The 24,536-nt window shown below is 42.0% G+C and carries 21 protein-coding genes and 1 pseudogene; 12 read left to right on the top strand and 10 right to left on the bottom strand.

What is annotated here, in order from left to right:
• Window positions 1-68: 68 nt before the first annotated feature.
• The 6 genes from MKX60_RS20035 to MKX60_RS20060 all read right to left on the bottom strand — a co-directional run bounded on the left by MKX60_RS20035 (window position 69) and on the right by MKX60_RS20060 (window position 8,068).
• Window positions 69-1,820, bottom strand: coding sequence for an ABC transporter substrate-binding protein (locus MKX60_RS20035; RefSeq protein WP_341060768.1), 1,752 nt, complete (start codon window positions 1,818-1,820; stop codon window positions 69-71).
• A 75-nt stretch (window positions 1,821-1,895) separates the two neighbouring features.
• Window positions 1,896-2,798, bottom strand: a complete 903-nt coding sequence (locus MKX60_RS20040) for a carbohydrate ABC transporter permease (RefSeq protein ID WP_149644533.1) — start codon at window positions 2,796-2,798, stop codon at window positions 1,896-1,898.
• Between the two features lie 9 nt (window positions 2,799-2,807).
• The gene (locus MKX60_RS20045; protein ID WP_341060769.1) at window positions 2,808-3,764 is read right to left on the bottom strand and encodes an ABC transporter permease; all 957 of its coding nucleotides are present in this window, start codon (window positions 3,762-3,764) and stop codon (window positions 2,808-2,810) included.
• Window positions 3,765-3,895: 131 nt separating this feature from the next.
• The gene (locus MKX60_RS20050) at window positions 3,896-5,449 is read right to left on the bottom strand and encodes a response regulator transcription factor (protein ID WP_341060770.1); all 1,554 of its coding nucleotides are present in this window, start codon (window positions 5,447-5,449) and stop codon (window positions 3,896-3,898) included.
• On the bottom strand, window positions 5,442-7,229 hold the full coding sequence (locus MKX60_RS20055; RefSeq protein WP_341060771.1) for a cache domain-containing sensor histidine kinase: 1,788 nt from the start codon (window positions 7,227-7,229) through the stop codon (window positions 5,442-5,444). The genes MKX60_RS20050 and MKX60_RS20055 overlap by 8 nt, the downstream gene beginning before the upstream one ends.
• 287 nt (window positions 7,230-7,516) lie before the next feature.
• Window positions 7,517-8,068 (bottom strand): TetR/AcrR family transcriptional regulator, encoded by a 552-nt coding sequence (locus tag MKX60_RS20060; protein ID WP_341060772.1) that lies wholly within the window; start codon window positions 8,066-8,068, stop codon window positions 7,517-7,519.
• Between the two features lie 148 nt (window positions 8,069-8,216).
• Here MKX60_RS20060 and MKX60_RS20065 point away from each other — a divergent pair, with 148 nt between their 5' ends.
• The 4 genes and pseudogenes from MKX60_RS20065 (at window position 8,217) to MKX60_RS20080 (ending at window position 12,534) form a co-directional block, all read left to right on the top strand.
• The gene (locus MKX60_RS20065) at window positions 8,217-9,140 is read left to right on the top strand and encodes a ketopantoate reductase family protein (RefSeq protein ID WP_341060773.1); all 924 of its coding nucleotides are present in this window, start codon (window positions 8,217-8,219) and stop codon (window positions 9,138-9,140) included.
• A gap of 357 nt (window positions 9,141-9,497) precedes the next feature.
• On the top strand, window positions 9,498-10,133 hold the full coding sequence (locus MKX60_RS20070) for a glycoside hydrolase family 11 protein (RefSeq protein ID WP_076121559.1): 636 nt from the start codon (window positions 9,498-9,500) through the stop codon (window positions 10,131-10,133).
• 140 nt (window positions 10,134-10,273) lie between these two features.
• Complete coding sequence (locus tag MKX60_RS20075; RefSeq protein WP_341060774.1) at window positions 10,274-11,107, top strand: formylglycine-generating enzyme family protein; 834 nt, start codon at window positions 10,274-10,276, stop codon at window positions 11,105-11,107.
• Between the two features lie 312 nt (window positions 11,108-11,419).
• Window positions 11,420-12,534: pseudogene (locus MKX60_RS20080) on the top strand (glycoside hydrolase family 11 protein).
• 103 nt (window positions 12,535-12,637) lie between these two features.
• Here the strand turns inward: MKX60_RS20080 and MKX60_RS20085 are convergent.
• Window positions 12,638-13,720, bottom strand: a complete 1,083-nt coding sequence (locus MKX60_RS20085) for a GntR family transcriptional regulator (protein WP_042188207.1) — start codon at window positions 13,718-13,720, stop codon at window positions 12,638-12,640.
• A gap of 261 nt (window positions 13,721-13,981) precedes the next feature.
• Here MKX60_RS20085 and MKX60_RS20090 point away from each other — a divergent pair, with 261 nt between their 5' ends.
• The 3 genes from MKX60_RS20090 to araA are packed head-to-tail and all read left to right on the top strand — an operon-like array spanning window position 13,982 to window position 17,758.
• The gene (locus tag MKX60_RS20090; RefSeq protein ID WP_341060775.1) at window positions 13,982-15,589 is read left to right on the top strand and encodes a xylulokinase; all 1,608 of its coding nucleotides are present in this window, start codon (window positions 13,982-13,984) and stop codon (window positions 15,587-15,589) included.
• A 16-nt stretch (window positions 15,590-15,605) separates the two neighbouring features.
• Window positions 15,606-16,301, top strand: coding sequence for an L-ribulose-5-phosphate 4-epimerase (locus MKX60_RS20095; protein ID WP_042188210.1), 696 nt, complete (start codon window positions 15,606-15,608; stop codon window positions 16,299-16,301).
• Between the two features lie 32 nt (window positions 16,302-16,333).
• Complete coding sequence (gene araA, locus MKX60_RS20100) at window positions 16,334-17,758, top strand: L-arabinose isomerase (protein ID WP_149645589.1); 1,425 nt, start codon at window positions 16,334-16,336, stop codon at window positions 17,756-17,758.
• 83 nt (window positions 17,759-17,841) lie between these two features.
• On the opposite strand, the gene MKX60_RS20105 is transcribed toward araA, so the two are convergent.
• The 3 genes from MKX60_RS20105 to MKX60_RS20115 all read right to left on the bottom strand — a co-directional run bounded on the left by MKX60_RS20105 (window position 17,842) and on the right by MKX60_RS20115 (window position 20,632).
• A complete protein-coding gene (locus MKX60_RS20105) occupies window positions 17,842-18,984 on the bottom strand; it encodes a glycosyl hydrolase family 8 (protein ID WP_341060776.1) in 1,143 nt (380 codons plus the stop codon).
• Between the two features lie 49 nt (window positions 18,985-19,033).
• Entirely contained in the window at window positions 19,034-20,008 is a 975-nt protein-coding gene (locus tag MKX60_RS20110) for a glycoside hydrolase family 43 protein (protein WP_076301109.1), read from the bottom strand.
• Between the two features lie 141 nt (window positions 20,009-20,149).
• Window positions 20,150-20,632, bottom strand: a complete 483-nt coding sequence (locus MKX60_RS20115) for a nucleoside deaminase (protein WP_076286973.1) — start codon at window positions 20,630-20,632, stop codon at window positions 20,150-20,152.
• Between the two features lie 151 nt (window positions 20,633-20,783).
• On the opposite strand from MKX60_RS20115, the gene MKX60_RS20120 reads away from it, so the two are divergent.
• The 5 genes from MKX60_RS20120 (at window position 20,784) to MKX60_RS20140 (ending at window position 24,535) form a co-directional block, all read left to right on the top strand.
• Complete coding sequence (locus tag MKX60_RS20120; protein WP_076286972.1) at window positions 20,784-21,233, top strand: OsmC family protein; 450 nt, start codon at window positions 20,784-20,786, stop codon at window positions 21,231-21,233.
• Between the two features lie 52 nt (window positions 21,234-21,285).
• Complete coding sequence (locus MKX60_RS20125) at window positions 21,286-21,648, top strand: hypothetical protein (RefSeq protein WP_042188220.1); 363 nt, start codon at window positions 21,286-21,288, stop codon at window positions 21,646-21,648.
• The gene (locus MKX60_RS20130; RefSeq protein ID WP_341060778.1) at window positions 21,629-22,579 is read left to right on the top strand and encodes an LLM class flavin-dependent oxidoreductase; all 951 of its coding nucleotides are present in this window, start codon (window positions 21,629-21,631) and stop codon (window positions 22,577-22,579) included. The genes MKX60_RS20125 and MKX60_RS20130 overlap by 20 nt, the downstream gene beginning before the upstream one ends.
• Before the next feature lie 40 nt (window positions 22,580-22,619).
• Entirely contained in the window at window positions 22,620-23,648 is a 1,029-nt protein-coding gene (locus MKX60_RS20135; RefSeq protein ID WP_076286970.1) for an AraC family transcriptional regulator, read from the top strand.
• 92 nt (window positions 23,649-23,740) lie between these two features.
• The gene (locus MKX60_RS20140; RefSeq protein WP_341060779.1) at window positions 23,741-24,535 is read left to right on the top strand and encodes an SDR family NAD(P)-dependent oxidoreductase; all 795 of its coding nucleotides are present in this window, start codon (window positions 23,741-23,743) and stop codon (window positions 24,533-24,535) included.
• Window position 24,536: the final 1 nt, after the last annotated feature.

Below are 24,536 nucleotides of genomic sequence, written 5' to 3' on the forward strand. Positions count from 1 at the left end.
TATTCTGGAGAATTGAGCAGTGCAAAACGTAAAGAGCCGAGCGGATATCCGCTCGGCTCAAAGTGTTATTATTTAGCGCTCCATAAGGCAACACGATCCTGCACATATTTGGTATAGCCTTTTTCCATTTTTTCTACTCCGGCTTTCTCCAAAGCTGCCATGTAGTCAGCCCAGATTTTATCGAAATCTGCTGGTTTGGCAAGAATGGCTTCCGGAATACGTTTCCATGTAATATCTCTCATTTTGTTACCTAAAATGGTGACCTCATCTTCACCTGGAATCGCGATATTCCATGCTGCACCATAGGCCTTTTCAGTGAATTCTTCTTCTTTCGGGAATAGATCCTTCCAAGTGGTTGCCTTGTAGGCAGCTAAAGTTTCTTTCTCAACATCGCTATACCCAAGTACAAGTTGTTCCGGGAAGTTTTTAGTGTAATAATTTCCACTTGCATCCTTAGCGCCGTCTCCGTAATGAACCATCATATTCCAGTAGAAGCCGATTCCTGTCTCCTTGGTGAAGGCTGTGTTGTCATTGTTGATGCGATCTTGTACATCTGTCGGAACGATCCGTTTGCCGTTCTCTACCACATAATGCTTACCTTCAATTCCCCAGTTATTCAAGATTTGTCCTTCGTCAGAAGCGAGAAAATCCAGGAACTTAATTGTACGAATCGGATCCGGATTTGTGCTGGAGATCGAGATGCCATAACCACCCATGAAGCCGGTAGGCCAGAAGCTAGTTTCCTTGTATTCTTTCGTTAATGTTACCGGATAATGACCATAAGTTTGATCGAACTTTCCTGCCGTTTTCAACGCTTGTTGAGCATCATTATAATCCCAATCTTGATCAATCAAGCCAAGCACACGTCCTGTGGCTACTTTAGCTTTGTACTGGTCATACTTTTGCACGAAGCTCTCTTTGTCTAGCAATCCGATATCATTCATATGATTCAGCCAGCGGAAATACTCTTTCTCCTCCGGACGGCGAAAGTGGTAGATCGCCTCATGTGTCTGTTGATCTACGTAATATTCCCCGTCATCCGAACCGCCTGTCGTTGCAACAGCAGGGTTAGTGACGGAAATGTACATATGCCAATCATCCGCGTTAAGGGAGACTCCGATGTTCTTGTTGCCGTTCTCATCAGTTGGATGTTTCTCAAGATAGGCTTTAATTACATTCTCATAATCGGTGACTGTTCTGATTTCAGGGTATCCGGCTTCCTTCAAGACGCGATGTTGAAGCTCAAATCCACCGCCAGCCACGAATTTCTTCTCATCAACCGCTGCCCAGGTAGGAATGGCATAAATCGATTGGTCTTCATTCGTGTATTTTGCCCGGGCAAGGTTGTCACCAAGCACACGTTTAATATTTGGTGCATACTTGTCGATTAACTCCGTTAAATCGATGACTGCTCCAGCATCTACAAGTTTACCGATATCAGCTTTGGCAGAGATGATATCCGGATAATCACCACCAGCAGCGATTAAGGCGATTTTTTGTTGTGGATCACCTACCGCAAATTCCGCATCGAGTGTGACGCCTGTTTTCTCTGTAATCACTTTACTGATGTCGTCTTTCATATTGTTCCAGTTCGGATTTGGATCTTCAGCGAAGAAGGAGAGTGTAAGCGGGCTTAAATCTTCGGCTTGTGCAGTTGCTTCCGCGGTAGCCTCTGCAGTGGCACTAACTTCATTCGTTGGTTTAGTTCCTTCGTTGTTATCTGCTGTTTTGTTGCTTGATCCGCTACAACCTGCCAGCACACTAATTAGTAAAGTCAAGACCATCAACATCACATGCGATTTTACTGTATTTCTTGTCATGAATAGAAACCCTCCCTTTTTCTGGTCAAAAATGTATTGTGTATACAGGCTGAGCCTGCTTATACCATTACCGTACTAACTCTTTACTGAACCCAAAGTCATACCTTTAACAAAGTAGCGCTGCAAAAATGGATAGACGATTAGAATAGGCACTGTGACTACGATCGTGATTGCCATTTTGACTGATTCCGGAGAAATTTGTGCCATAACCTCTGTCATATTGCGACCTCGGAAATTGTCTGCATTAGTTGTCGTACTCTGTATGACCTTCATTAGCTCGAACTGGAGGGTAGTCAACGCATCCTTGGAACCATTGTAAAGATAAGTATCAAGCCATGAATTCCATTGGCCAACGGCGAGGAAGAGAGCGATGGTTGCCAGCGCAGGTTTGGTCAGCGGAAGAATAACCCGCCAATAAATCGTGAAGTCATTAGCCCCGTCCAACTTAGCGGATTCCTGCAGCGCATAGGGCAAGCCATCGATAAAGGAACGGATGACAAATACATTAAATGCGCTGACTAGACCGGGGAGGACATACACGCCAAAGGTTCCTATCATATGAAGATCTTTAATCAGGATGTAGCCAGGGATGAGACCACCTGAGACATACATCGTAAGCGCGAGAAATGTAGAGACGAACTTTCGGGCTTGGAAGTCTACCCGACTCAGAGTGAAAGCTAACATGGAGGCACTAACCAACCCAAGAATCGTGCCAATCACCGTACGTAATATAGAGATTTTGAGTCCGGTCATCAGCCCGGAATAGGCGAAGATCGTCTCATAGTTCTTAATAGTGAAGACGCGTGGATATATCGTAATTCCACCCTTAATGCTGTCTGTGGAGTCGTTAAAGGAAATTGCCAACACATTCAGAAAAGGATATAGCGTAACTATGGTCACTACAGTGATCGCAATATAGACTACCAGATCGAATATGCGGTCCGACCATGACACGGCGGCCAGTTTTTTACTTAGCATAAGGGCCTCCTATATGATGCTTTCTTTTGTTATTTTTTTGAATATCCCGTTGGCGACAAACAGCAGAATCACACTTACCACAGAATTGAAGATATTAATGGCTGTACCGAAGGAGAAGCGGCCCATGCCGAGCCCGTAGTTCAATGAGTAGAGATCCAGCGTCTGTGAGTAGTCGCGCACCAGGTTATTGCCTAGCAGGAACTGCTTCTCGAACCCAATGCTAATTAAATGCCCGATGGAAATAATGAGGAGAATAATGATGGTTGTCTGAATACCTGGAAGTGTAATGTTTCGTACTTGCTGCAGGCGACTTGCACCGTCTACTCTTGCTGCTTCATAAAGCTCTGGACCTATACCTGAGATAGCTGCAAGGTAAATGATTGTGTTCCACCCGGTTTCCTTCCAAACATCAGAAGCTGTGACGATCCCCCAGAATAAATGACCTTTAGCCATGAATTGTATAGGTTCACTAATTAGATGAAGACTTAGCAGCAGGTCGTTTACCGCACCGTTATCGGTAGAGAGCATCTTGGTAATAATTCCGGCAGCAACCACCCAAGATACGAAGTGGGGGAGATAGGAGACTGTCTGTACAAACCGTTTCAGAAACTGAAGCCGTAGCTCGTTCAGAAGGATAGCAAAAATGATGGGAATAATGAATCCAGCCAACAAGCCCATGATGCTCATAGCGAGTGTGTTGCGAAGTGCATTAAAGAATTGATCATCTTGAAAAAGCTCTCTGAAGTACTGTAAGCCGACCCATTTTTGATCGAAAAAGGATTTCCCGGGTTTGTATTTCTGAAAAGCCATCGTCCAGCCCCATAAAGGAAAATAATTAAATACAAATGCCCAGAGCACAAATGGGAAGGCCATCATATAGAGGTATTTCTGCTGTATAAAAGTTGGCCAAAAGCGTGAAACAGGCTTCTTCAGCTCCGGTTGAGCTTTTGAGGTAATCGCTTTCATTTATGTCCCTCCTTCGATATGCCATAATCATAATCTACAGAAAGTGAAAGAAACACCCGAATATTTTATATAAAAAACAGGGGTATATCTGTTATTTTCGTAAGCGTTTTCTGAAAAATGTTGAGTCTTTTTCAATTCTTTCTGCGGTAGTCGGAGGGAGAGACACCTTCATGCTTCTTGAATTTTTCACGAAAATAATCTACATCACTGATGCCCACTTCGTTTGCGACCTGATGGATTTTGTAGCCTTGAGTAAGCAGTTCCTTGGCCTTCTCCATGCGGACATTATCTAGATAGCTGTTAAAGGAATACCCCGTGCTGTTCTTAAAAAGCTTCCCTAGATAAGCGCTACTATAACTAAATACATCCGCTAGCGTGTCGAGCTTAAGATTCTTATTATAATGTCGATGGATGAGGTCCAGCATCCGCTTTAGGAAGACCTCCATATCGTCGCGGGTAATGCCTTTTGCATAATACTCAAGAAGAGTGGAGGCATAGCGCTGCAATTGAGGCAGAGAGGTATGTTTATAGATTTGTTCAATTTGCTCATCCATGTTGCTGTGCAGAGGACTCAGCTCCTTATATTGAAACGAGAGTTTGTTGAGTAGATAAGAGACGATACGCACATAACGCGATTTCACGGCCATCTCGGAATAATCGGCGGTAATCATAAGTTCTCCAGCTTCTTGAATCAGGGTGAAGAGTAACGCGCAACTGCCGATATCCATACAAAAAAACATCCGTTCTAAAACGGACTCCAGCCTATTCTCTATTTCCTCTGGACTAACTGTCAGCCCATTCTTTATTTTCATGGAATCCGGTCCAATCATCCCCGTCTCGTCATAGAAGAAATGCTCTTTCATCCTTGCCAGCGCCGATAGGTGGGAGACGGAGATATCCTCCAGAGAGTTCACCATATCACCTGCGGTGATGATACATTCAAGTTCATGGTCAAATACTACTTGCTGTATATTCTGGACCATTAACTTATGTACAAGTTCTTTCTGAAATGAGGGCTGAAGCAGAACCCCCAAATAAGAATCTAGCAAGAATACTATGCCCCAGTCATTTTCTTCAAAGCTTTTTGCAAGTCTCGCCTTTACGACTGTTGAAGGTCCATGATCCGCATTGTCCTGAAGTATCAGCCTAATCAGAACCACTTGATAGGAATCCCATAGTAATTCTGCTTCAAGAACGGTTGCCTCCATTATTGACGGAGTCTGCGCACTTCGATCCATTAACAAGGATTGAACTAGCATCTCCCGGTTCCATACTTTGACTGCGGCCTGTTTCTTACGATCAGTATTACGTACATCCTGCTCAATGGACAGATTCTCCAAGTATAGCTGTAGTTCATCTTCATCTACAGGCTTGAGCAAATAGGTATCAATGCCAAAGGATAACGCTCGCTTAGCATAGTTAAAATCCGCATAGCCACTGAGGATGATGATGTGCATTTCCGGATCAAGTGCTCTCAGTTCTTCAACAAGTTCTAGACCATCTCTACCGGGCATACGGATATCTACGATCATTAAATCAGGGGAGTAAAGTTCATATTTATGTTTAGCCTCAATGGCATTTGCGGCGGAATCGATGACTTGATATCCAAGACTCTCCCAGTCTAGCAGAGCAACTAGTCCTTCACGGATCGCCAGCTCATCATCCACTATCAACACGCTATACATAAGAATCACTCCTTAATGGAATCGCAAAGCTGATTTGCGTTCCGAATCCGATTTGACTTGCTAAGGTCAGCCCAAATTGTGGACCGTAGGTCAGCTGCAGCCGCAAATGAATATTGCGCATCCCAATATTATTAGTTTCATAGTCATCATTGTTATTCAACATCTTCCTAATTTCTTGTATCCGTGTTTTTGAAATACCCACTCCATTGTCAGATACCTGAACCTTTAGATAACTGTCTTCTAAGCGGATTTCCACCCGAACCATGCCGCCTTCAATTCGATTCTCCAATCCGTGGATGACACAATTCTCTACCAGTGGCTGAATAATTAAAGGGGGAATTTGAAAAGGATTCGCCTTTGGGTCCACAAGTAGCTCATAAGTGAGTCTGTCATCATAGCGGAATTTTTGGATGACTAGGTAACTGTTTACGGTTTCTAGCTCACTTTGCAGACTGATCCTCCCATTGCCGACCTCAAGGTTTTTACGCATCATTTTTCCCAGCAGTCGAACGACTTGAGAAATATCCGCTTGTCCTCTGACAAGAGCTTTCATGCGGATTGATTCTAGGGCATTGAAGAGGAAGTGAGGATTGATCTGGCTGGCCATCATCTTGAATTTAATTTCATTTTGCTTAAGCTGAGTCGCATTTTTCTGTCGATTAGATTCTTGTACCTCACTCATTAGTTCATTAATGTTCAGAACCATATGATTGAATTGTCTGGCAAGCTGACCGATTTCATCTTTACCGTCAATAACAAGCGTGGCTCCTAAATTTCCCGCAGCGACCTTAGAAATATGTTTGCTCAAATGTAGCATCCTTCCGGTGAGTAGCCGTGAGACATAGTAAATCAAGAGAATAGCCATAATCATTGCTGAAAGAATTACAATTGAAGCTAGAAAGATAATTCGGTTGGGCTCATCGACGATGCTTGCTACAGAAAAAATGGAAATGATACGCAGGCTATTCAAGCTTCCTCCAGGTTGCCAGTGATCGATCACCATTTTGAAGGGTTTGCCATCAATGGTTACATCGTGGGGACCTTGCCCTGTAGCGGATAAGGTTGCTAGGTCAATATTCGACAGTGATTTATCTTGTGTATCTACACGATTTGAGGCGACAATATTGTCGTTCTCATCCATAATAAGAGTTTCAAAAGATTCTTGGTTGAGGATCGCATTGAGCTTTTTGGTATTCACATTCACGACTAGCACACCGGTGGTTCTCGCCTTAAAAAAATTGACCTTTCGGATTAGACTTAAATAATATTGTCCATTACGGTTGTCTCGAATATAATTCCAACAGACCAGTCCCCTTTGGGCTAGTGCGGTTTGGTACCATTGTTCCTGCGTAACACTCTCATTCGTCTGTAGAAACTCCCAGTTGTTAAGAACCGTTGGATTATCGATATATAAGCGGATACTGGAAACTTCGTTGTATAGTCGAACAAAATCACGGAAATCAGGATAGTTCCAGTAAGCTTCAACAACATCATAGACAGACTCATAACGATGATTGGCAACTTCTTCAAGGCGGCTATCATTCGATAGGCGATAAGCAATATCAAGCGGGATGTTGAGCATTTCGCCAGTCCGTTTTTTCACACGATCCACGTTGGCTGTAATCTGCTCAAGCGCATTAGCCATTGCCATATTCCGTAGTTCATTTGTAAGGAACAGCCCTACAATTAAGACCGGGATTAGAACAACACAGCCAAATGACAGAAATAATTTCGTTCTGAGTCTTAGATTATTCATAAGAGTGATGATACGAGCATACACGACTATGGGCCACCTCCTTCAACAGAATGTTAACGCTTACATAAAAGTATATCGTTAAACAAACTTCCATTATATGTGATCATTTAGGGATTTATTGTCTTCTGTTATGGAGTTTTGGAAAGAGGTATATTATATAAAAATCTACAAAAAAAATAGAAAACCACTGATCTAGTCAACTAGATCAATGGTTTTTTTTATCCAATTGAATGGTCTCGATTTTCTTTACCGAAGAATAATTCTTAAACCAGAATGCGGACCCTTATGAGGATTTGGTTTGAATAACAGACTCATTCTTTAAAATAGGGTGTAATCCCTCTTGAATATAGGTTCTCTACTAACTTGAAAAATTCTTCTGACGATAAATCCTTTTGACGCTGAAGCCAAAGACGAAATAAAGAAAGGGAAGTTGTCAGGTAAAACTCAATGAAGTATGGCGTTAAGGAATGGTTTTGCGGAACGTTTAATTCTAATTGATCCAAAGTGATTTCTTTTTTTAAGCGTTTTAAAAAACTGGCACTTCCATAATCACCCAAAAGGGCGTTTAGAACCAGGAGATGTTCTTTTTTGTCCAGACAATAGAGCGTATCTTGAACCATATGCATCGATAGCTCTTTATTCGCCAATTCTTTTTTCATTTCATTCAATAAGTCATTTTCAACAGAGTCTAACAATTCGTAAATGTCAGTAAAGTATTGATAAAAGGTACTGCGGTTATATCCTGACTTATTCGAAATTTCCTGAACCGAGATTTTCTCAATCGGCTTTTGGCTATATAACTCACAAAAAACTTCTACAAACTTTTGTTTTGTTTTCTCCGTTATTTGGGGTTGCTTTTTCATGTTTCCCTCCTATTAGTGAATAAGAATATCATCCGACAAATCATAAAAAACTGATGGTTGATCAAGGAATAATGAAGATTTATAATCACATCATACAACATGTTGTCGGATAATCAAAAGGGAATATTAATAAGTAGGGGTGGTTTATATGTCAGCAAAACAAGATAGAATTTTAATTTTTGGTGCAGGTGTCATCGGGAGCATGTACGCAATTAAGCTTATTGAAGCTGGGTTTGACGTTAGCTTGTTTGCACATTCGAATAGATATAAATCATTAAGAGAAAATGGCCTGCAGTATATAGAAAAAGGTACAGTTAGATCGATACAAGTGAATGTCATTGATACGCTCGAAAATGACGATGTATACGATTTTATTTTCGTTACCGTTCGTTATGATCGGTCCGAAGCAGCGTTGTTAGCGCTAAAAGATAATCAAAGCAAAAATATAGTTACGATGACTAGTAATTCAATTGGATTTTCTTCGTGGCTGGATATCGTAGGGGATAGACTTTTACCAGCTTTTCCCGGCTTCGGCGGACAGATTAAAGATGGAGTATTGCATGCTCGATTTCTACCAAAGTTTATAGCGGCAACTGCATTTGGAGAAATTAATGGTGTAGTGACAGAGCGCATAGAAAACCTTGCAAAATTATTTAAAACTGCAAAGCTTCCCTACGTTATTAAAAAAGATATGCAAGCGTATCTAATCACACATTCCGTATCAGACATTGCCATGTTGAGCTTTTTGCATTCTGAGAATAAGATCATTGACAAAAAAACAGCCAGAACTAGAAAGACGGCACGTGAAATAACATTCACTTTAAAAGCGTATCTAAGGGCAATACAAAAAGCTGGCGTTTCAATTGATCCTCCAATGCTTAAAATGGTGCTTAAATTTCCAAACTTATTTTTGGACCTTTTCTTTATGAGATGGCTACGAACTAAAATGGTTAGGGATATGATGTTGCCGGATTATGCGAATAATGCTAACAATGAGATTGTGCAGCTGAGTAATGATTTAATGAAATTTTTAAGTCAACATGATATCAAATCAGAAATACATGTTCAGTAATTTTTTGTTAAAATATTATAGTATTGTGGAGGGGCTTGTAATGAACATAATTAATCTGATATATGACAAGTAAAAGGGGGACGCTAAGTCCTCTTTTTTTGTCTGTAATTTCTTTATATTTCCATTTATAACCACAAAAGAACAATACTTTTTGGGGTAAAACCTTTAATTTGAACAGATTAAATTGTGCGTAAGCTATGATAAACTTCTATTTGAAATCGCTTACAATTATATAAATGGAAGGATGTGGTGATCTCGGGAGTTTTACCAAACAACAAAGAAAACCACAGACGATTGCTTGGAATACTAGAGGTCAGTCAAGTAGTATGTAATCAAAAAAATCTTAGGAGGTAGATTATGTTTAAGATGAATAAGAAAATCTTGACTGTATTCTTCGCAGCTACTATGAGCTTTAGCTTGTTTGCAGCAACTACAAATGCAGCGACAGATTATTGGCAAAATTGGACTGATGGTGGAGGAACAGTAAATGCTACGAATGGATCCGGTGGGAATTACAGTGTTACATGGTCAAACACCGGGAACTTTGTTGTCGGTAAAGGCTGGAATACCGGATCACCAACAAGGACAATAAACTACAATGCCGGAGTCTGGGCGCCTTCCGGTAATGGATATTTGACACTCTATGGGTGGACGAGAAACTCACTCATAGAATATTACGTCGTTGATAGCTGGGGCACTTATAGACCAACTGGAACATTTAAAGGTACCGTAACCAGTGATGGTGGCACATATGACATCTATACGACTACCCGAACCAACGCACCTTCTATTGACGGCACTGCAACTTTCACTCAGTTCTGGAGTGTAAGACAGTCGAAGAGAGCAACTGGGAGTAATGTTGCTATCACTTTTAGCAATCACGTTAATGCATGGAAGAAATATGGAATGAATTTGGGAAGTAGTTGGGCTTACCAAGTGTTAGCTACTGAAGGATATCAAAGTAGTGGGAGCTCTAACGTAACGGTGTGGTAACAGGTAAACTGTAGCCTCTTAATCGATGATAATACTAAGGACTGCCGGTCTCACAACCGGCGGCCTTATTTATTCCGAAAGAAGACTTACATACTACTAACGACTTATTATGTTCCTATCCGTTCAAAGGAGATAAATCAATGAGAAAACTATTGAGTTTCCTATTCATAGCAACAATAGTTGTTATCAGCGCTTGCTCACAAGAAAAGCCTGAAACGAGTAATGACAATGTATTTGTAAAGGGAGGGACTTTTATAGACACAAAGTCCAACTACAATGGTGCAACCCTATCGAACTTTTATATCGGTAAATATGAGGTAACTCAAAAAGAATGGATTGAGGTAATGGAAAGTAATCCCTCAGAATTCAAGGGCGACAATTTGCCGGTTGAAATGGTTAGCTGGTATGACGTTGTTGAGTACTGTAATAAGCGGAGTATAAAAGAGGGTTTAACACCCTATTACAATATAGATAAGAATAAAATAGATACAAATAATAAGAGCGAAAACGATAATATAAAATGGACCGTAACGATCAATAAAGGTGCTAATGGTTATCGATTACCGACAGAAGCAGAGTGGGAATATGCTGCAGGTGGAGGTCAATTAAGCAAGAGTTACACCTACAGTGGAAGCAATAATGCAGATGAGGTAGCATGGTATTGGAAAAACGCTGGAGATAAATACTTATCGGGAGAATGGAACTGGCCTATCATTGAAAACAACAATAATAAAACAAAAAATGTTGGTGTCAAACAGCCCAACGAGTTAGGACTTTATGATATGTCAGGGAATGTAAGGGAATGGTGTTGGAACTGGTATGGGGATAGGGGAAGCGATGTCGGATATTACCGGGTTGTGAAGGGCGGCGGTTGGATCGGCAACATCACCAACAACGAGATATCTTTTCAAGGCAAGTTCGACGCAAATGGCATGGGACCTGATCAAGGCTTTCGTGTGAGTCGTGGTGAGTAAACGGCGGGAAGGTTATTCTCTTTTAAGTTAAGACTCCATTTCGTAGGCAATGATAAAATGATCTAGCCAATAAGCTGTTTCCGGTACTCTACCGGAAGCAGCTTATTTAATTTCGTTTATTTCCAACTACAAAAGATCTAAACTTTTCACGGTATAAGCTTTAGTTTATGCATATGAAAAAATTAGGACAATGATAGAATCTGATTGTTTCCGCTTATATTAATAAATATGGAATAAAAAGGAGGTTAATCAAACGGGTTGCACAGCATCTTAGTAAGACTAGTTGCAGTATAACCAAGAGGAGGACAGCAAATAAAACAGAAGAGAATGCGTTTATTTTTAGTAATCATTATTTGTTTTATGCTTGCATTGCCTGCAGTAAGTGTAAATGCCGCAACAACGATCACATCTAATCAAAGCGGCACCCAAGACGGCTACTACTATGAGCTATGGAAGGATTCCGGTACCACGAGTATGACTCTTGATAGTGGAGGTACATTCAGTGCTCAGTGGAGCAACATCGGAAATGCTCTGTTCCGTAAAGGTAAGAAGTTCGATGAGACCCAGACACACCAGCAAATTGGAAACATAACTGTTAACTACAGTGCCAACTACCAACCAAACGGAAATTCGTATTTATGTGTCTACGGATGGACCGTTGATCCACTAATCGAATATTACATCGTTGATAGCTGGGGGAGCTGGCGTCCGCCTGGTGGAACGTCTAAAGGTACCATTACCGTTGATGGGGGAACATATGACATATATGAGACTACCAGAGTCAACCAACCTTCAATTAAAGGCACAGCAACCTTTAAACAATATTGGAGTGTCCGGACGACCAAACGTACAAGCGGAACCATATCTGTTAGTGAACACTTTAAAGCGTGGGAGAGCAGAGGAATGTCAATGGGGAAGATGTATGAAACTTCGCTTACGGTAGAGGGTTATCAAAGTAGTGGAACAGCTACCGTGACTAGCAATACAATTACGATCGGAGGTAGCGGAGGTACGAATCCGACGCCAACGCCAAACCCAACACCAACCTCCACACCAAATCCAGGCACAAGCACAAAAATAGAAGCTGAAAACATGACTAAAAGTGGTCAGTATACCTCCAATATAAGCTCACCATTCTCCGAGTTTCTTTATACGCCAACAATGATCTAGTGAAATACACACAGAATTTTACGACCGGTACCCATAATTTTTCACTCCGCGGGGCTTCGAATAACTCTAATATGGCGAGAGTCGATTTGAAAATCGGTGGAGTGACCAAGGGCACCTTTTACTTCGGGGGAAGCAGTCCCGCCGTTTATACTCTAAACAATGTCAGTCATGGAACCGGAAATCAAGAAATCCAGCTCGTCGTAACAGCTGATAACGGGACATGGGATGCTTATCTTGATTATCTGGAAATCCAGTAAATATTCCAAACACGGAAATTGGAGCCGGACTGCTTAATGTAGAGACAAAATGAAAAAAGCAACCTACCAGCCATGACTGGTGGGTTGCTTGCCTTGTTACAACCTATCTCTCAACAACGGTCTCACCTTCAATTAACACAGGCTGATAATAAGTGTTGTTTGGAAGGTCTTTTTTTCCTTGTAGTTTCTTAATGACCCAATCCGCTGCATCGCGTCCCATGGCTTCTTGTGGGTGTGTCAAGGTGGTTAGTTTGATGTTCGCGTTTTTGGCGATATAGGAATTGTCTTGTCCGATAATCGATAATTCCTCCGGAATAGTGATGTCCAGCTGTCTGCAGGCATGAACCACTTCCAACCCAACCTCGTCGTTATAACAAACAATAGCAGTGAGCGTATCTCTATTTTTATTCAGAAAATCCTTCAAGTCTGTAGATAACGTCTGTTTTGTCTCCGTATTGAATGAAAAAATCTGCTCAGGATAAAATCGTAATTTGGATTCTCCGAGTGCTTTAATATACCCTTTCATCCGATACTTTCCTTGTAAATCATCCATTTTTGCAATGAGCCCTATTTGGGTGTGCCCTTTGGTTATCAACTCTTTTGTTGCCAAATAGCTGGACTGCACGTCATCAAGACAAAGGTACGGCAGTTCTATTTCTTCATAAAAGGCATTAATCATTATAATCGGAATATCCTGTTCCTTAAAAGAAAGGTAGTAAGCAATATTGGGGTTATATAGATTGCTTTTCGTCGGTTCAATAATTAAACCATCTACACCGTAGGACAGCATCATTTCAAGGGCCTTTTTTTCTTGAGCAACATCGTTATTTGTACTAGCTAATAGTAGAGAATAATTATCCTCATTTAGCCGGCTCTCGATCCCACGGATAATGGAAGGAAAGATATAGTCGGAAATATAGGTCGTAATTACGCCGATCGTCTTCTTATGGGAACTCCCGCCGGTCTTCGAACGATATTGGTTGCTGACATAAGTACCAGACCCTTTTTCGCTTCGGAGGAAGCCTTCGTTGGAAAGTTCTAAAATTGCTTTTCGAACAGTCTGCCGGCTAACTTCGTACATGGACTGCAAGGCAGATTCAGTAGGGATTTGTTCACCAACATTGTAATCTCCCGAAAGGATTTTGCTTTTTATGTCATCTAATATCACTTGATACTTTGGTTTCATGTAATTCCTCTTTCCATTCTTGTTCGCTAAGTTATTCGTATATTCGGTAAATTTGTATGTACAAATTATAGCATGACAACGAAAAAAATAGAAAGGGGCTCTTTTTTTATATGTTAAATCATTATTATCTCCATATTTGTATGTATATATAACTATTCAATTGACAAATGTACGTACAAAAAATTATACTATAGCTGTCAATTAAGAAAGCAAATTCTTATCATGACCTTTTAAAAAAGCGCTCTCAGAGAGGTGACAAACGTGATATCGAATCGATTAAGCATCGAACAAGCGATTAATAAGGGAGAAACTTCGCTTGGTATTGAATTTGGGTCCACGCGCATTAAAGTTGTACTTATCGATCATAGCTTTCAAACGATCGCTTCTGGAAGTTACGAATGGGAAAATCAGTTGAAGGACGGTTTTTGGACGTACAACTTGGAAGATATTATCAAAGGTCTGCAAGACGCCTATCGCGAGATGAAGGAAGAAGTTGCACAAAAATACGGAATCACCCTTCAAACGGTTGGTTCAATCGGTTTTTCTGCAATGATGCATGGATACATGGCTTTCGACGAGCACAATGAACTACTTGTTCCATTCCGGACTTGGCGTAATGCAACTACGGGTGCGGCTGCCAAAGCATTGACCGAGCTGTTTGGGTTTAATATCCCAGAACGCTGGAGCATAGCTCATCTTTATCAGGCGATTTTGAATGAAGAAGAACATGTGCCACAGATACGTTTTGTTACGACACTAGCAGGATACATTCATTGGCTATTGACTGGAAATAAAGCACTTGGTGTTGGTGATGCATCCGGTATGTTCCCAATTGATGAAACTACAGGAAATTTTAACGCTTCCATGATACAGCAGTTTGATGAACTGGTTGCAAGCAAAGCTTATCCGTGGAAGACCAGTGATTTACTTCCTAAGGTGTATGTTGCAGGAGAGCAAGCAGGTATTTTAAGCGAAGCGGGAGCTAAAATTCTGGATCCATCGCTGCATTTACAATCAGGTATTCCGCTTAGTCCTCCAGAGGGGGATGCTGGAACCGGGATGGTTGCAACGAATAGCGTAAGAAAACGCACCGGGAATGTATCAGTAGGAACCTCTGTTTTTGCCATGATTGTATTAGAAAAAGAACTTTCCAAGGTTTATCCGGAAATTGATATGGTTACTACTCCGAACGGAAGTCCAGTGGGCATGGTTCATGCGAATAACTGTTCAAGTGACCTCAACGCCTGGCTCGGGTTATTCCGCGAGTTCTATGAAGCCATGGGACACAAAGTGGATGCCAATAAATTGTACAGCGTGCTATTAAATAAAGCTTTGGAAGCAGATCCTGATGCCGGTGGATTACTAAGCTATGGTTATCTCTCAGGAGAGAATATTACTGGGTTAGAACAAGGTCGTCCGCTATTTGTCCGCTCGCCGGAGAGCAAATTCAATCTGTCCAACTTTATGCGTACGCATCTATTCAGCGCCTTTGGTGCTTTGAAAATTGGAATGGACATTTTGACGAAGGAAGAGAATGTAGCCATTGATAGTATTTTAGGTCACGGCGGTTTATTTAAGACTCCGGTAGTGGGCCAAAAAATGATGGCAGCTTCAATGAATGTTCCTGTTTCCGTAATGTCGACTGCCGGTGAAGGCGGTGCATGGGGAATGGCTATTCTTGCCGCTTACATGATGAATAAAAATCAGGAAGAAAGTTTAGAAGACTTCCTCGATCAAAAAGTGTTCAAAGATGTTAAGGGGGAAGAAATTCATCCAGAGGCAACCGACATTAAAGGATTTGAAACCTTTATCGAACGTTATAAAAAGGGTCTGGCGATTGAGCAGTCCGCTGTTGACAATTTAGTGTGAAAATGGAGGTAGCAAGATGTTAGAACAACTTAAAGAAGAGGTTTTTCAAGCCAACCTGGAATTGCCGAAACAAGGACTTATTAAATATACATGGGGAAATGTGAGTGCAATTGATCGTGAAAGTGGATTATTCGTAATCAAACCTAGTGGTGTAGATTATGAAACAATGAAAGCCAGCGATATGGTAGTTGTTGATCTGGATGGCAATGTGGTTGAAGGAGATATGAGACCTTCCTCCGATACACCTACTCACGCCGTGCTTTATAAGCATTACTCCGAGATCGGGGGAATCGTGCACACACATTCCACTTGGGCGACCATTTGGGCTCAAGCAGGACTAGATGTTCCTGTCATGGGAACGACCCATGCTGATACCTTCTATGGTTCCATTCCTTGTGCGCGTTTCTTGACGCAAGAAGAAGTCGATCGTGGTTACGAAGCGGAAACGGGTAATGTAATCATCGAGACCTTTGAACAACGTGGGATCGATATTATGGCGGTTCCTGGTGTTTTACTTAAAGGACACGGACCCTTTACTTGGGGGAAAAATGCGAAATCGGCGGTAATAAACAGCGTAGTTTTGGATGAAGTATCCAAAATGAATTTGTTTGCAAGAGAGCTGAACCATTTTGCTGAGGAGTTGCCACAACGTATTTTAGATAAACATTACTTGCGAAAACATGGAAAAGACGCTTATTACGGACAAAAATAATTAAACCACAAAATAACGAAAAGAGGATGAATATGTCAACAGCAGTAGCAAAAGAATTTTGGTTTGTCGTAGGTTCACAACATCTTTATGGGGAAGAAGCTTTGGCTGAAGTTAAGGCGCATGCCCAAACGATGACAGATGCTTTGAATAAAAGTGGAGTTTTGCCTTACCCACTAGTATTGCAGGATTTGGCTGTCAGCGCAGATAAAATCACAAACATCATGAAAGAAGTCAATTACCGCGACGAAGTTGCCGGTGTTATCACTTGGATGCATACCTTCTCGCCTGCAAAAATGTGGATCCGCGGAACTAAAATGCTACAAAAGCCTTTGCTACATCTAGCTACGCAATATAATGAAAGTATTCCATGGGCAACGATCGATATGGATTTCATGAATCTAAATCAAGCCGCTCATGGTGACCGTGAATATGGTTTTATTAACGCCCGTTTGAACAAACAAAACAAAGTGGTAGTAGGCTACTGGGAACGTCCTGAAGTCCAAAAGCAAATTGCAGAATGGATGGACGTAGCCGTTGCTTATAACGAAAGCTTTAATATCAAGGTCGCTCGCTTTGGTGACAATATGCGTAACGTTGGCGTAACCGAAGGAGATAAGGTTGAAGCCCAAATTCAATTTGGATGGACTGTTGACTACTTTGGTATTGGCGATCTAGTACAAATCATTAATGAAGTTAAAGAAGAAGAGATCGATGCCTTATTCGCTGAGTATTCAGAGCTGTATGAATTTGATTATGGGACTAACAGCAAAGAAGCTTGGGAAGCTAGCGTGAGAGTTCAAGCAAGCTATGAAATTGCTATTAAACGATTCCTTGATCAAGGTGGCTACAACGCCTTCACATCGAACTTCGAAGATTTACACGGAATGAAACAACTTCCAGGTCTTGCTGTTCAACGACTGATGGCACAAGGCTATGGTTTTGCTGGAGAAGGAGATTGGAAGACTGCAGCTCTCGATCGCTTGCTTAAAGTGATGAGCCATAACCAATCCACTGGCTTTATGGAAGATTACACTTATGAATTGACGGTTGGTCAAGAATCCATTCTTCAATCCCATATGCTTGAAGTAGATCCTACTTTGGCAAGCAACAAACCAAAAATTATCGTATCTCCACTGGGTATTGGTGGTAAAGACGATCCAGCACGTTTAGTATTTGACGGTAAAGCAGGAGACGGTGTGGTTGTTTCCATGGCTGACTTTGGGACTCATTACAAACTGTTGATCAATGAAGTTACTGCTTTCGAACCAACGGTTCCAGCTCCCAACCTTCCAGTAGCTCGTGTACTTTGGAATGTTAAGCCTAACTTCCAAGATGGGGTTAAAGCTTGGATCGAAAATGGTGGCGGTCACCACACCGTAGTTTCATTAACGCTTACAACAGACCAAATTATTGCTTATGCAAAACTTGTAAACTTGGAATATGTAGTTATTAAATAATAGCAAAGCTTTATTACGATTAATAGGACTCCATTCTTCAAAAGGCTCGAGGAATGGAGTCCTATTTTTTTGTTCGATTTCCTTCAATAGATGCGATAATTTCCACTCAAAGCCAGTAAACTAAAAAAGTACAGACAGTTGTCATAGTAACGACGGAGTCCAGTGCGCAATGGTGTATCCCAAAACAAACGGACAAAATACTCTGCCTCCGGGCCATTAGAAGCAAGGGAAGCCATGGCATTGGTCGCCAACAGACCTGTCGGGTGCAGCGCCGGTTCGTCGAAGGGCTGTCCCTCAATGGTATACCGCCGGTAATCGGAAACTTCGATATTCCTAAAAAAGGCCTGAATCCGGTTACATTGATCGACCTGCCAGATGTCCTTTTGGAACCAAGCCCAGTCCAGACCGATATTAGCCGCTACCCGGTAAGCATCACTGAAAAAATGGCTGAAATCACCATGAGGCTGGGGTTCTGCCGGGGACCCGTTAAAATTAGCATATTCGGGAGCAAGGCCAGTTATCGGATGGCATGTAGTATGCAGATATGTGCGGCTGGCTTCCGCGGCTTCTCGCCAAAACATGTGGTCACGTTCGTCAGCCCACAAGGCGAACAAATCATAGAAATGGGGGAGATGGTAAGACGGATCACTGAAGGTGGATTCCGGTACGAATTTGATCAATTTCGTTTCCACGTCCCACATTGAGTCGCCATCTCCTGTTTCAGTTTTATGTACACAAGCATGCAATATCGTTCGGGCCTGCTCAGAATAATTATAAGGTTCCGGACCGTTCCCCCAACGTTTTGAGGCAAAAAACAGAGCCATGGCGAAAAACTCTTCGCCGTCCGGTGCAGGTCCCTGAGAAATCCTTGTACCGTCAGGCTTGCAGTGCCAAGCAAAGTAATTGGCATAGCGACCTTCTTTGTGCTGCATAAACGTCTTTGAGAAGTTCCATAGACGATCAAACTCTTCTTTTTTATTCATTTGAACGGCCATCATCATCCCGTAGGACATTCCTTCCGACCGAACGTCTAGATTACCTGTATCCAGGATATAGCTTTTATCCTCGTCCTGTGGATAGTATATTCGTACGTTCGGATCTCCGTAAAACAAATCATTCCAAGTTTCATTGAGTTTAGCGTTGATATCATCTTCAGAAAAGCCGAGCTCCTTAAATATATTGCGATATTCCCCTGTATAAAAAGCACCTTGTTGTTTCATTGTCATCAAAAACGCCCTCCTGTGAACTACAGCATGCAGTCCATTTTAATAAAAACTAAGGATGGATGGTTTGAATGGTGCCATCATCGTTGTATCTCAGCTCTGTATATTTTACAGAACGCTTGTTGTCAGCTCCACCAGACAAAGAACTGTCATGATAAAATAAATACCATTTCTCTTTAAACTGAACAATAGAATGGTGCGTTGTCCAGCCTAACACTGGAGAAAGGATTTTTCCTTGATATTCATAAGGTCCAAGCGGATCTTTACTGATAGCGTATACAATATTGTGGGTAGTACCAGTGGAATAAGAAAGATAATAAAATCCGTTGTATTTATGTACCCATGGGCCTTCAAAATATCTTCTCTCTTCATCTCCAGCAAGAATCGGATTTCCGTTCGTATCGATGATGGATATTTCTCTAGGTTCACCTTCAAAGCTCAGCATATTCTCGCTCAATTCAGCTACGATAGGTCCAAGAGCTGGTGCCATTTCAGACGGCCCCTCGGCATCCGGAACAAATGAGCCGGTTTGCCATTTTTCAAGTTGACCGCCCCAAAGACCCCCAAAGTATATATACGATTTACCATCATCATCAACGAAAACGGCGGGATCAATGCTATAACTGCCGGGAATGTAGCTTGGTTCAGGTGTAAAGGGTCCGGAAGGTGAAGCTGAGGTGGCGACCCCAATTCGGAAAATATCGTCATGGTCTCTAGCTGGGAAAAACAAATAGTAGGTATTGTTTTTGTATGCTGCATCCGGAGCCCACATTTGCTGCTTAGCCCATGGAACATCCTTCACATGAAGCACTTCACCGTGGTCAACACAAGGGGAGCCATCTCCATCAATAGAAAGAACATGGTAATCCTCCATATTATATTGGTCACCGTTGTCATTAGAGATCATTTCGTGATCCAGGTCATGTGAGGGATAAATATAAATTTTACCTTCAAATACATGAGCGGAAGGATCCGCAGTATAAATATGAGTTACGAGAGGTTCATTGGGCTGCACAGGCTTTGTCAAATCATTTCCTCCTATAAAGTTAATCGCTTACAAAGTTAATGGTATAAGAACTTTAGGACTCTGTATATATAGCAACTATAGTTTATACCCCACAAAGTTTAGAACATAAAAAAGAACCTTTATTCAAAGGTTCTTTTTTTACTACTGTCTTTGTCCGTGGAATTGTCGATGAAGTTCCCGCACTTGTTCTGCAAGCTCCGTTACAGGGCCATCTACGACTGCATTATGGATAACTTCCTGAATGGTCAAATTACGGACAGGTGATGCTGCAATGCCTATTTCGCTTAACCACTGTGATAATTGCTGCGAAGAACTGGCATATACAATCCTTCCTAATTGAACCCAACCGTGAGCCGCCGCACACATAGGGCAATGTTCCCCGGAAGTATACACAGTTGCCTGCTTACGTTCTTCCAGTGACATATTCTGAGCTGCCCAGCGAGCTAAAGCGAATTCGGGGTGCTGAGTATGGTCACCACCGCCTACATGGTTACTGTCTTCGGCCAAGACCTCTCCATTTGCTGAGACCAGGATGGAGCCGAAAGGTTCGTCCCCAACCTCGAGTGCAATTCGGGCAAGTTCAATACAACGCTGAAGATGTTTGATATCGGTATCGTTTAACATGATGATAGAGCCTCCCGAAATTTAATTTATAGATAAATCTCACGAACAGTAGGCCTGAGCCTGTTTGTTCACCGCATTCTTCTATGTTAGCATGTAAAGTATTCGATTAAAAATATGTCATGCAATTTCAAGATAGGGAGGACATCTAGAAATGAAACACCCATTTATATTAAATGCCGTATGGAACGGCGGTCGTAATAGTGAGGGAACGATTGAAGCTGGACAACTCAAGACTCAAATCTCCATTCCGAAAGAAATGGGCGGGCCAGGAGTTGGAACGAATCCGGATGAGATGCTACTGGGTGCGGCGGCAACCTGCTATCTCATTACACTAGCAGCTATGCTGGAGCGATCAGGGCTTACGACTTCCAGCCTGACGTTAACATCAGAGGCGACAGTGGATGTAACAAATAACATTTTTACATATGAAGCGATCAAACATTCACCCATCATCACACTTACCGAAGATGCGTCACAGGACGATATTGATAAAGCAATTCGTATTGCCCATAAAGCAGAAGGCTCTTGTATGATTTCCAGAGCTGTAGCAGGAAACGTACAAATTACCACAGAGCCAACAGTGCTAACATCAAGTATGTAAGGTTAAGTTCTAAAGGAGTTATCCCTTAGGAATCAGAGAGGAGAAATTAACTTTGAACGTTGAGTTGTATAAGGATTTGATCAAGGATGAGCGTGGGAATTATTACGTAGCGGTACAAAAAGAGGGCAATGAACTGACCTTGGTAAATGCAATGCTTGAGCGTTCTTATCAGGACCTGCTGGAATTTAATGAAGAGTTTAAAAAGAAATATGCGGAATACGAGCACCAGTTCATCGGCAAAGTGATTATGGATAAGCTGCGGCATGATGTTGTGTTCGCGTCCAAAGAAGACGGCCATGGACGAATGTATAATCTGGCAGCGATTGCCGGCGATTACAAGGTTACTTTTATTGATATGATTGAATTTTACCGAAACCCTCGAGTAGGACGTAGCCATGACAACGACATCCATTAAGCTTAGCGTTTTGGACCTTGTACCTGTATTTGATAATGTGGATGCAAGCTTTGCATTAGGACAAGCGGTGGAACTGGCTCGAACAGCTGAAAGACTGGGATATACTCGTTATTGGGTTGCCGAACATCATGATATGCCGGGTTTAGCGTGTACCTCCACAGAGGTGTTTTTATCGCATATCGGAGCGAGAACACAGCATATCCGCATCGGATCGGGAGCTTTATTGCTGCCGCACTATAAGCCGTTAAAAGTAGTGGAATCTTTTCATTTGCTGGCAAGTTTATATCCGGGACGCATCGACCTTGGGTTAGGCAGGGCTCCTGGCGGTGCTGCTGAAGTAAGCTTAGCGCTGAGCGGAAATTTTCTCGAAAATGTTTGGAAAATGCCGGAACTGCTTAAGGGAGTCACCGAATTGTTGCAGGGGAACTATTCATATGAAGGACGTAAGATAACCGCCCGTCCGACTCCACCCGAATCGCCAGAGCTGTGGATGCTGGGTACAAACAAGAAAAGTGCGGCATATGCTGCCGAGTTTGGAGCAGGCTATGTGTTTGGTCAATTCATGAGCGATGTAGCTGGGGAAGAGATTTTGCAAGCTTACCGTGAAGCTTTTATCCCTTCTTCAGTTAATGCTAGCCCTCGGGCTATCGTAGCTGTTGGCGTTATTTGCGCCGAGACTGAGGAAGAAGCAGAGCGGCTAGCCTCTTCCGGTATGACATTATTTCAACAAGAAGGCTCAAAGGAAGAGAAATCCAAGCTTTTGGAACGTAAACTGCTGATAGGCACACCCAAAAGCATCAAAGAAAAGCTGGAACAGTTATCTCACTTGTATGGAGTTGATGAATTCATTATCGTTACTATGATTCCAGACTATGAGAAACGGTTGCATTCGTTTGAGTTGCTTGCCCGTGCTTGCTTGAATTCTAACTAGCCCTTTCTTCATGCAATGATGCTAAAGGAGGTCCACATAGATGCAGACTCATACTTCTGACTCCATTAAAATCCCTCCCGGATTTTGGGCTGGATTAATTCAATTAGGGATAACCGCTCAAGATATAGCCAGTAAAGCAAGTCTTCCCCTGAGCCTTATCACGGAGTCAGCAGTCACCACAGCCCAATATTTCGCTATCTGGCAGGCATATTCGGATCTCGTTGGAGACACTGCTGAGGGAATCATCAAGCTAGCAACCGTTTTTGAAACCACACAATATCCGCCGACCGTCTTAGCCACTTATCATGCTAAAGATTATCGCGACGCTCTAAACCGAATGGTGCGCTATAAACGAATGTGCCCTCCAGAAAGCTTGCATATCGTCGAGGAGGGAGAGTTGTGTGCAATCGAATTGAATTGGCAGCATCCCGAGTATTCCGGTCCACCGCTGCTGCTTGGTCTTACACTGGCGTTTTTATTGGAGCTTGGGCGGCGGGGAACTGGTATACCTATGACAGCGCAGTTTGTAGAATTTTCACAACCCATAGGGAATTTACAGGTTCTTGAGGCTTATTTCGGCTGTCGAATTCAGATCGGTGCTGAGACTAACCGCTTAACACTACGACGAAGTGATTTGGATCTGCCCTTTATCTCGTATAACGAAGAGTTGCTAGAAATTCTGACTCCCGTTTTGGATCGGACACTTGCTGAACAGCAGGACAGTCGCTCAATTACTGAAAGGGTCAAATGGATCATGAAACGCAGCCTTAGCGGGGGGCAACCCGAGATTCAAACTGTTGCTAAAGAGCTAAGGATGAGTGCTCGTACCTTACAGCGGAGGCTTACTGAAGAAAATACGAGCTTCAAGCATTTGCTGACACAAGCCAGACATGAGCAGGCGCGAGCGTATTTAGCAGATCCATCTCTCGATGTTAAAGAGGTAGCTTTCTTGATCGGATATGAAGATCAGAACTCGTTCTACCGTGCCTTCCGACTTTGGGAAGGAGATACTCCTTCAAATTGGCGTGTTAAACAAGAAGTTTGGCGCAAGACACTAGTTACTGAATAATCCCGGTAAGATAGTATAAATACTAGCCGATGCTCAGTACAGTTCTTGAGAAACTGCTAATTAATTCGCCATGATTAAAGGAGAAATGAAATATGGATATGGGATTAAACAATAAGACAGCTTTAATTACAGGATCTACAAAAGGTATTGGTAAAGCTATCGCCTTTGAACTTGCCAACGAAGGCGTTAATGTACTAATAAATGGACGTAATTATGAAAAGGTAGAACAAACAGTAAATGAAATTAAAGCAAAATTTCCGGAAACTTCTCCACTGAATGCTACAGCCGATATTGTAGATATGGAGCAAAGAGAAGCTTTATTTGAAAAACACTCCCATATCGATATTTTAGTTAATAATATGGGGATTTATGAACTGATGAGCTATGACGACGTTGATGATGAAATATTTGAAAAATACATCCGTACGAATGTTCTTGCTGCAAATGGATTAACAAAATTTTATTTACCAAAAATGTTAGAAAACAATTTTGGTCGCGTGATCTTTATCGCTAGTGAAGAAGCAATAATGCCGTCAGCTCAAATGCCACATTATGCAATGACAAAATCAATGCTATTATCATTAGCAAAAAGCTTATCTAAATTAACAATCGGAACAGAACTTACCGTCAATACTATCATGCCAGGACCAACACTCTCTGAAAACGTGCACCAAATCATTGATGGAATGTACCCAGATGAAGCGTTGACTTTTTCAGAAAAAGAGAAAAAATTCATGGCTAAAAACTTACCGCAATCTGAAATACAGCGATTTATTAAACCTAATGAAATAGGTAGACTAGCAGCATTTATGAGCAGTCCCTATGCCTCTGCATTTAAAGGTTCTCCGATCCGTATGGATGGGGGCATGGTACCTACTATTTTCTAAA

This window comes from Paenibacillus sp. FSL R5-0914 (genome assembly GCF_038004525.1).
Taxonomy (GTDB): domain Bacteria; phylum Bacillota; class Bacilli; order Paenibacillales; family Paenibacillaceae; genus Paenibacillus_AQ.

What these genes read in the sequence shown, in the direction of transcription:
- MKX60_RS20035 (WP_341060768.1), bottom strand. Translation starts at nt 1,820, where the DNA reads ATGACAAGAAATACAGTAAAATCGCATGTGATGTTGATGGTCTTGACT.
- MKX60_RS20040 (WP_149644533.1), bottom strand. Translation starts at nt 2,798, where the DNA reads ATGCTAAGTAAAAAACTGGCCGCCGTGTCATGGTCGGACCGCATATTC.
- MKX60_RS20045 (WP_341060769.1), bottom strand. Translation starts at nt 3,764, where the DNA reads ATGAAAGCGATTACCTCAAAAGCTCAACCGGAGCTGAAGAAGCCTGTT.
- MKX60_RS20050 (WP_341060770.1), bottom strand. Translation starts at nt 5,449, where the DNA reads ATGTATAGCGTGTTGATAGTGGATGATGAGCTGGCGATCCGTGAAGGA.
- MKX60_RS20060 (WP_341060772.1), bottom strand. Translation starts at nt 8,068, where the DNA reads ATGAAAAAGCAACCCCAAATAACGGAGAAAACAAAACAAAAGTTTGTA.
- MKX60_RS20065 (WP_341060773.1), top strand. Translation starts at nt 8,217, where the DNA reads ATGTCAGCAAAACAAGATAGAATTTTAATTTTTGGTGCAGGTGTCATC.
- MKX60_RS20070 (WP_076121559.1), top strand. Translation starts at nt 9,498, where the DNA reads ATGTTTAAGATGAATAAGAAAATCTTGACTGTATTCTTCGCAGCTACT.
- MKX60_RS20075 (WP_341060774.1), top strand. Translation starts at nt 10,274, where the DNA reads ATGAGAAAACTATTGAGTTTCCTATTCATAGCAACAATAGTTGTTATC.
- MKX60_RS20085 (WP_042188207.1), bottom strand. Translation starts at nt 13,720, where the DNA reads ATGAAACCAAAGTATCAAGTGATATTAGATGACATAAAAAGCAAAATC.
- MKX60_RS20095 (WP_042188210.1), top strand. Translation starts at nt 15,606, where the DNA reads ATGTTAGAACAACTTAAAGAAGAGGTTTTTCAAGCCAACCTGGAATTG.
- araA (WP_149645589.1), top strand. Translation starts at nt 16,334, where the DNA reads ATGTCAACAGCAGTAGCAAAAGAATTTTGGTTTGTCGTAGGTTCACAA.
- MKX60_RS20105 (WP_341060776.1), bottom strand. Translation starts at nt 18,984, where the DNA reads ATGACAATGAAACAACAAGGTGCTTTTTATACAGGGGAATATCGCAAT.
- MKX60_RS20115 (WP_076286973.1), bottom strand. Translation starts at nt 20,632, where the DNA reads ATGTTAAACGATACCGATATCAAACATCTTCAGCGTTGTATTGAACTT.
- MKX60_RS20120 (WP_076286972.1), top strand. Translation starts at nt 20,784, where the DNA reads ATGAAACACCCATTTATATTAAATGCCGTATGGAACGGCGGTCGTAAT.
- MKX60_RS20130 (WP_341060778.1), top strand. Translation starts at nt 21,629, where the DNA reads ATGACAACGACATCCATTAAGCTTAGCGTTTTGGACCTTGTACCTGTA.
- MKX60_RS20135 (WP_076286970.1), top strand. Translation starts at nt 22,620, where the DNA reads ATGCAGACTCATACTTCTGACTCCATTAAAATCCCTCCCGGATTTTGG.
- MKX60_RS20140 (WP_341060779.1), top strand. Translation starts at nt 23,741, where the DNA reads ATGGATATGGGATTAAACAATAAGACAGCTTTAATTACAGGATCTACA.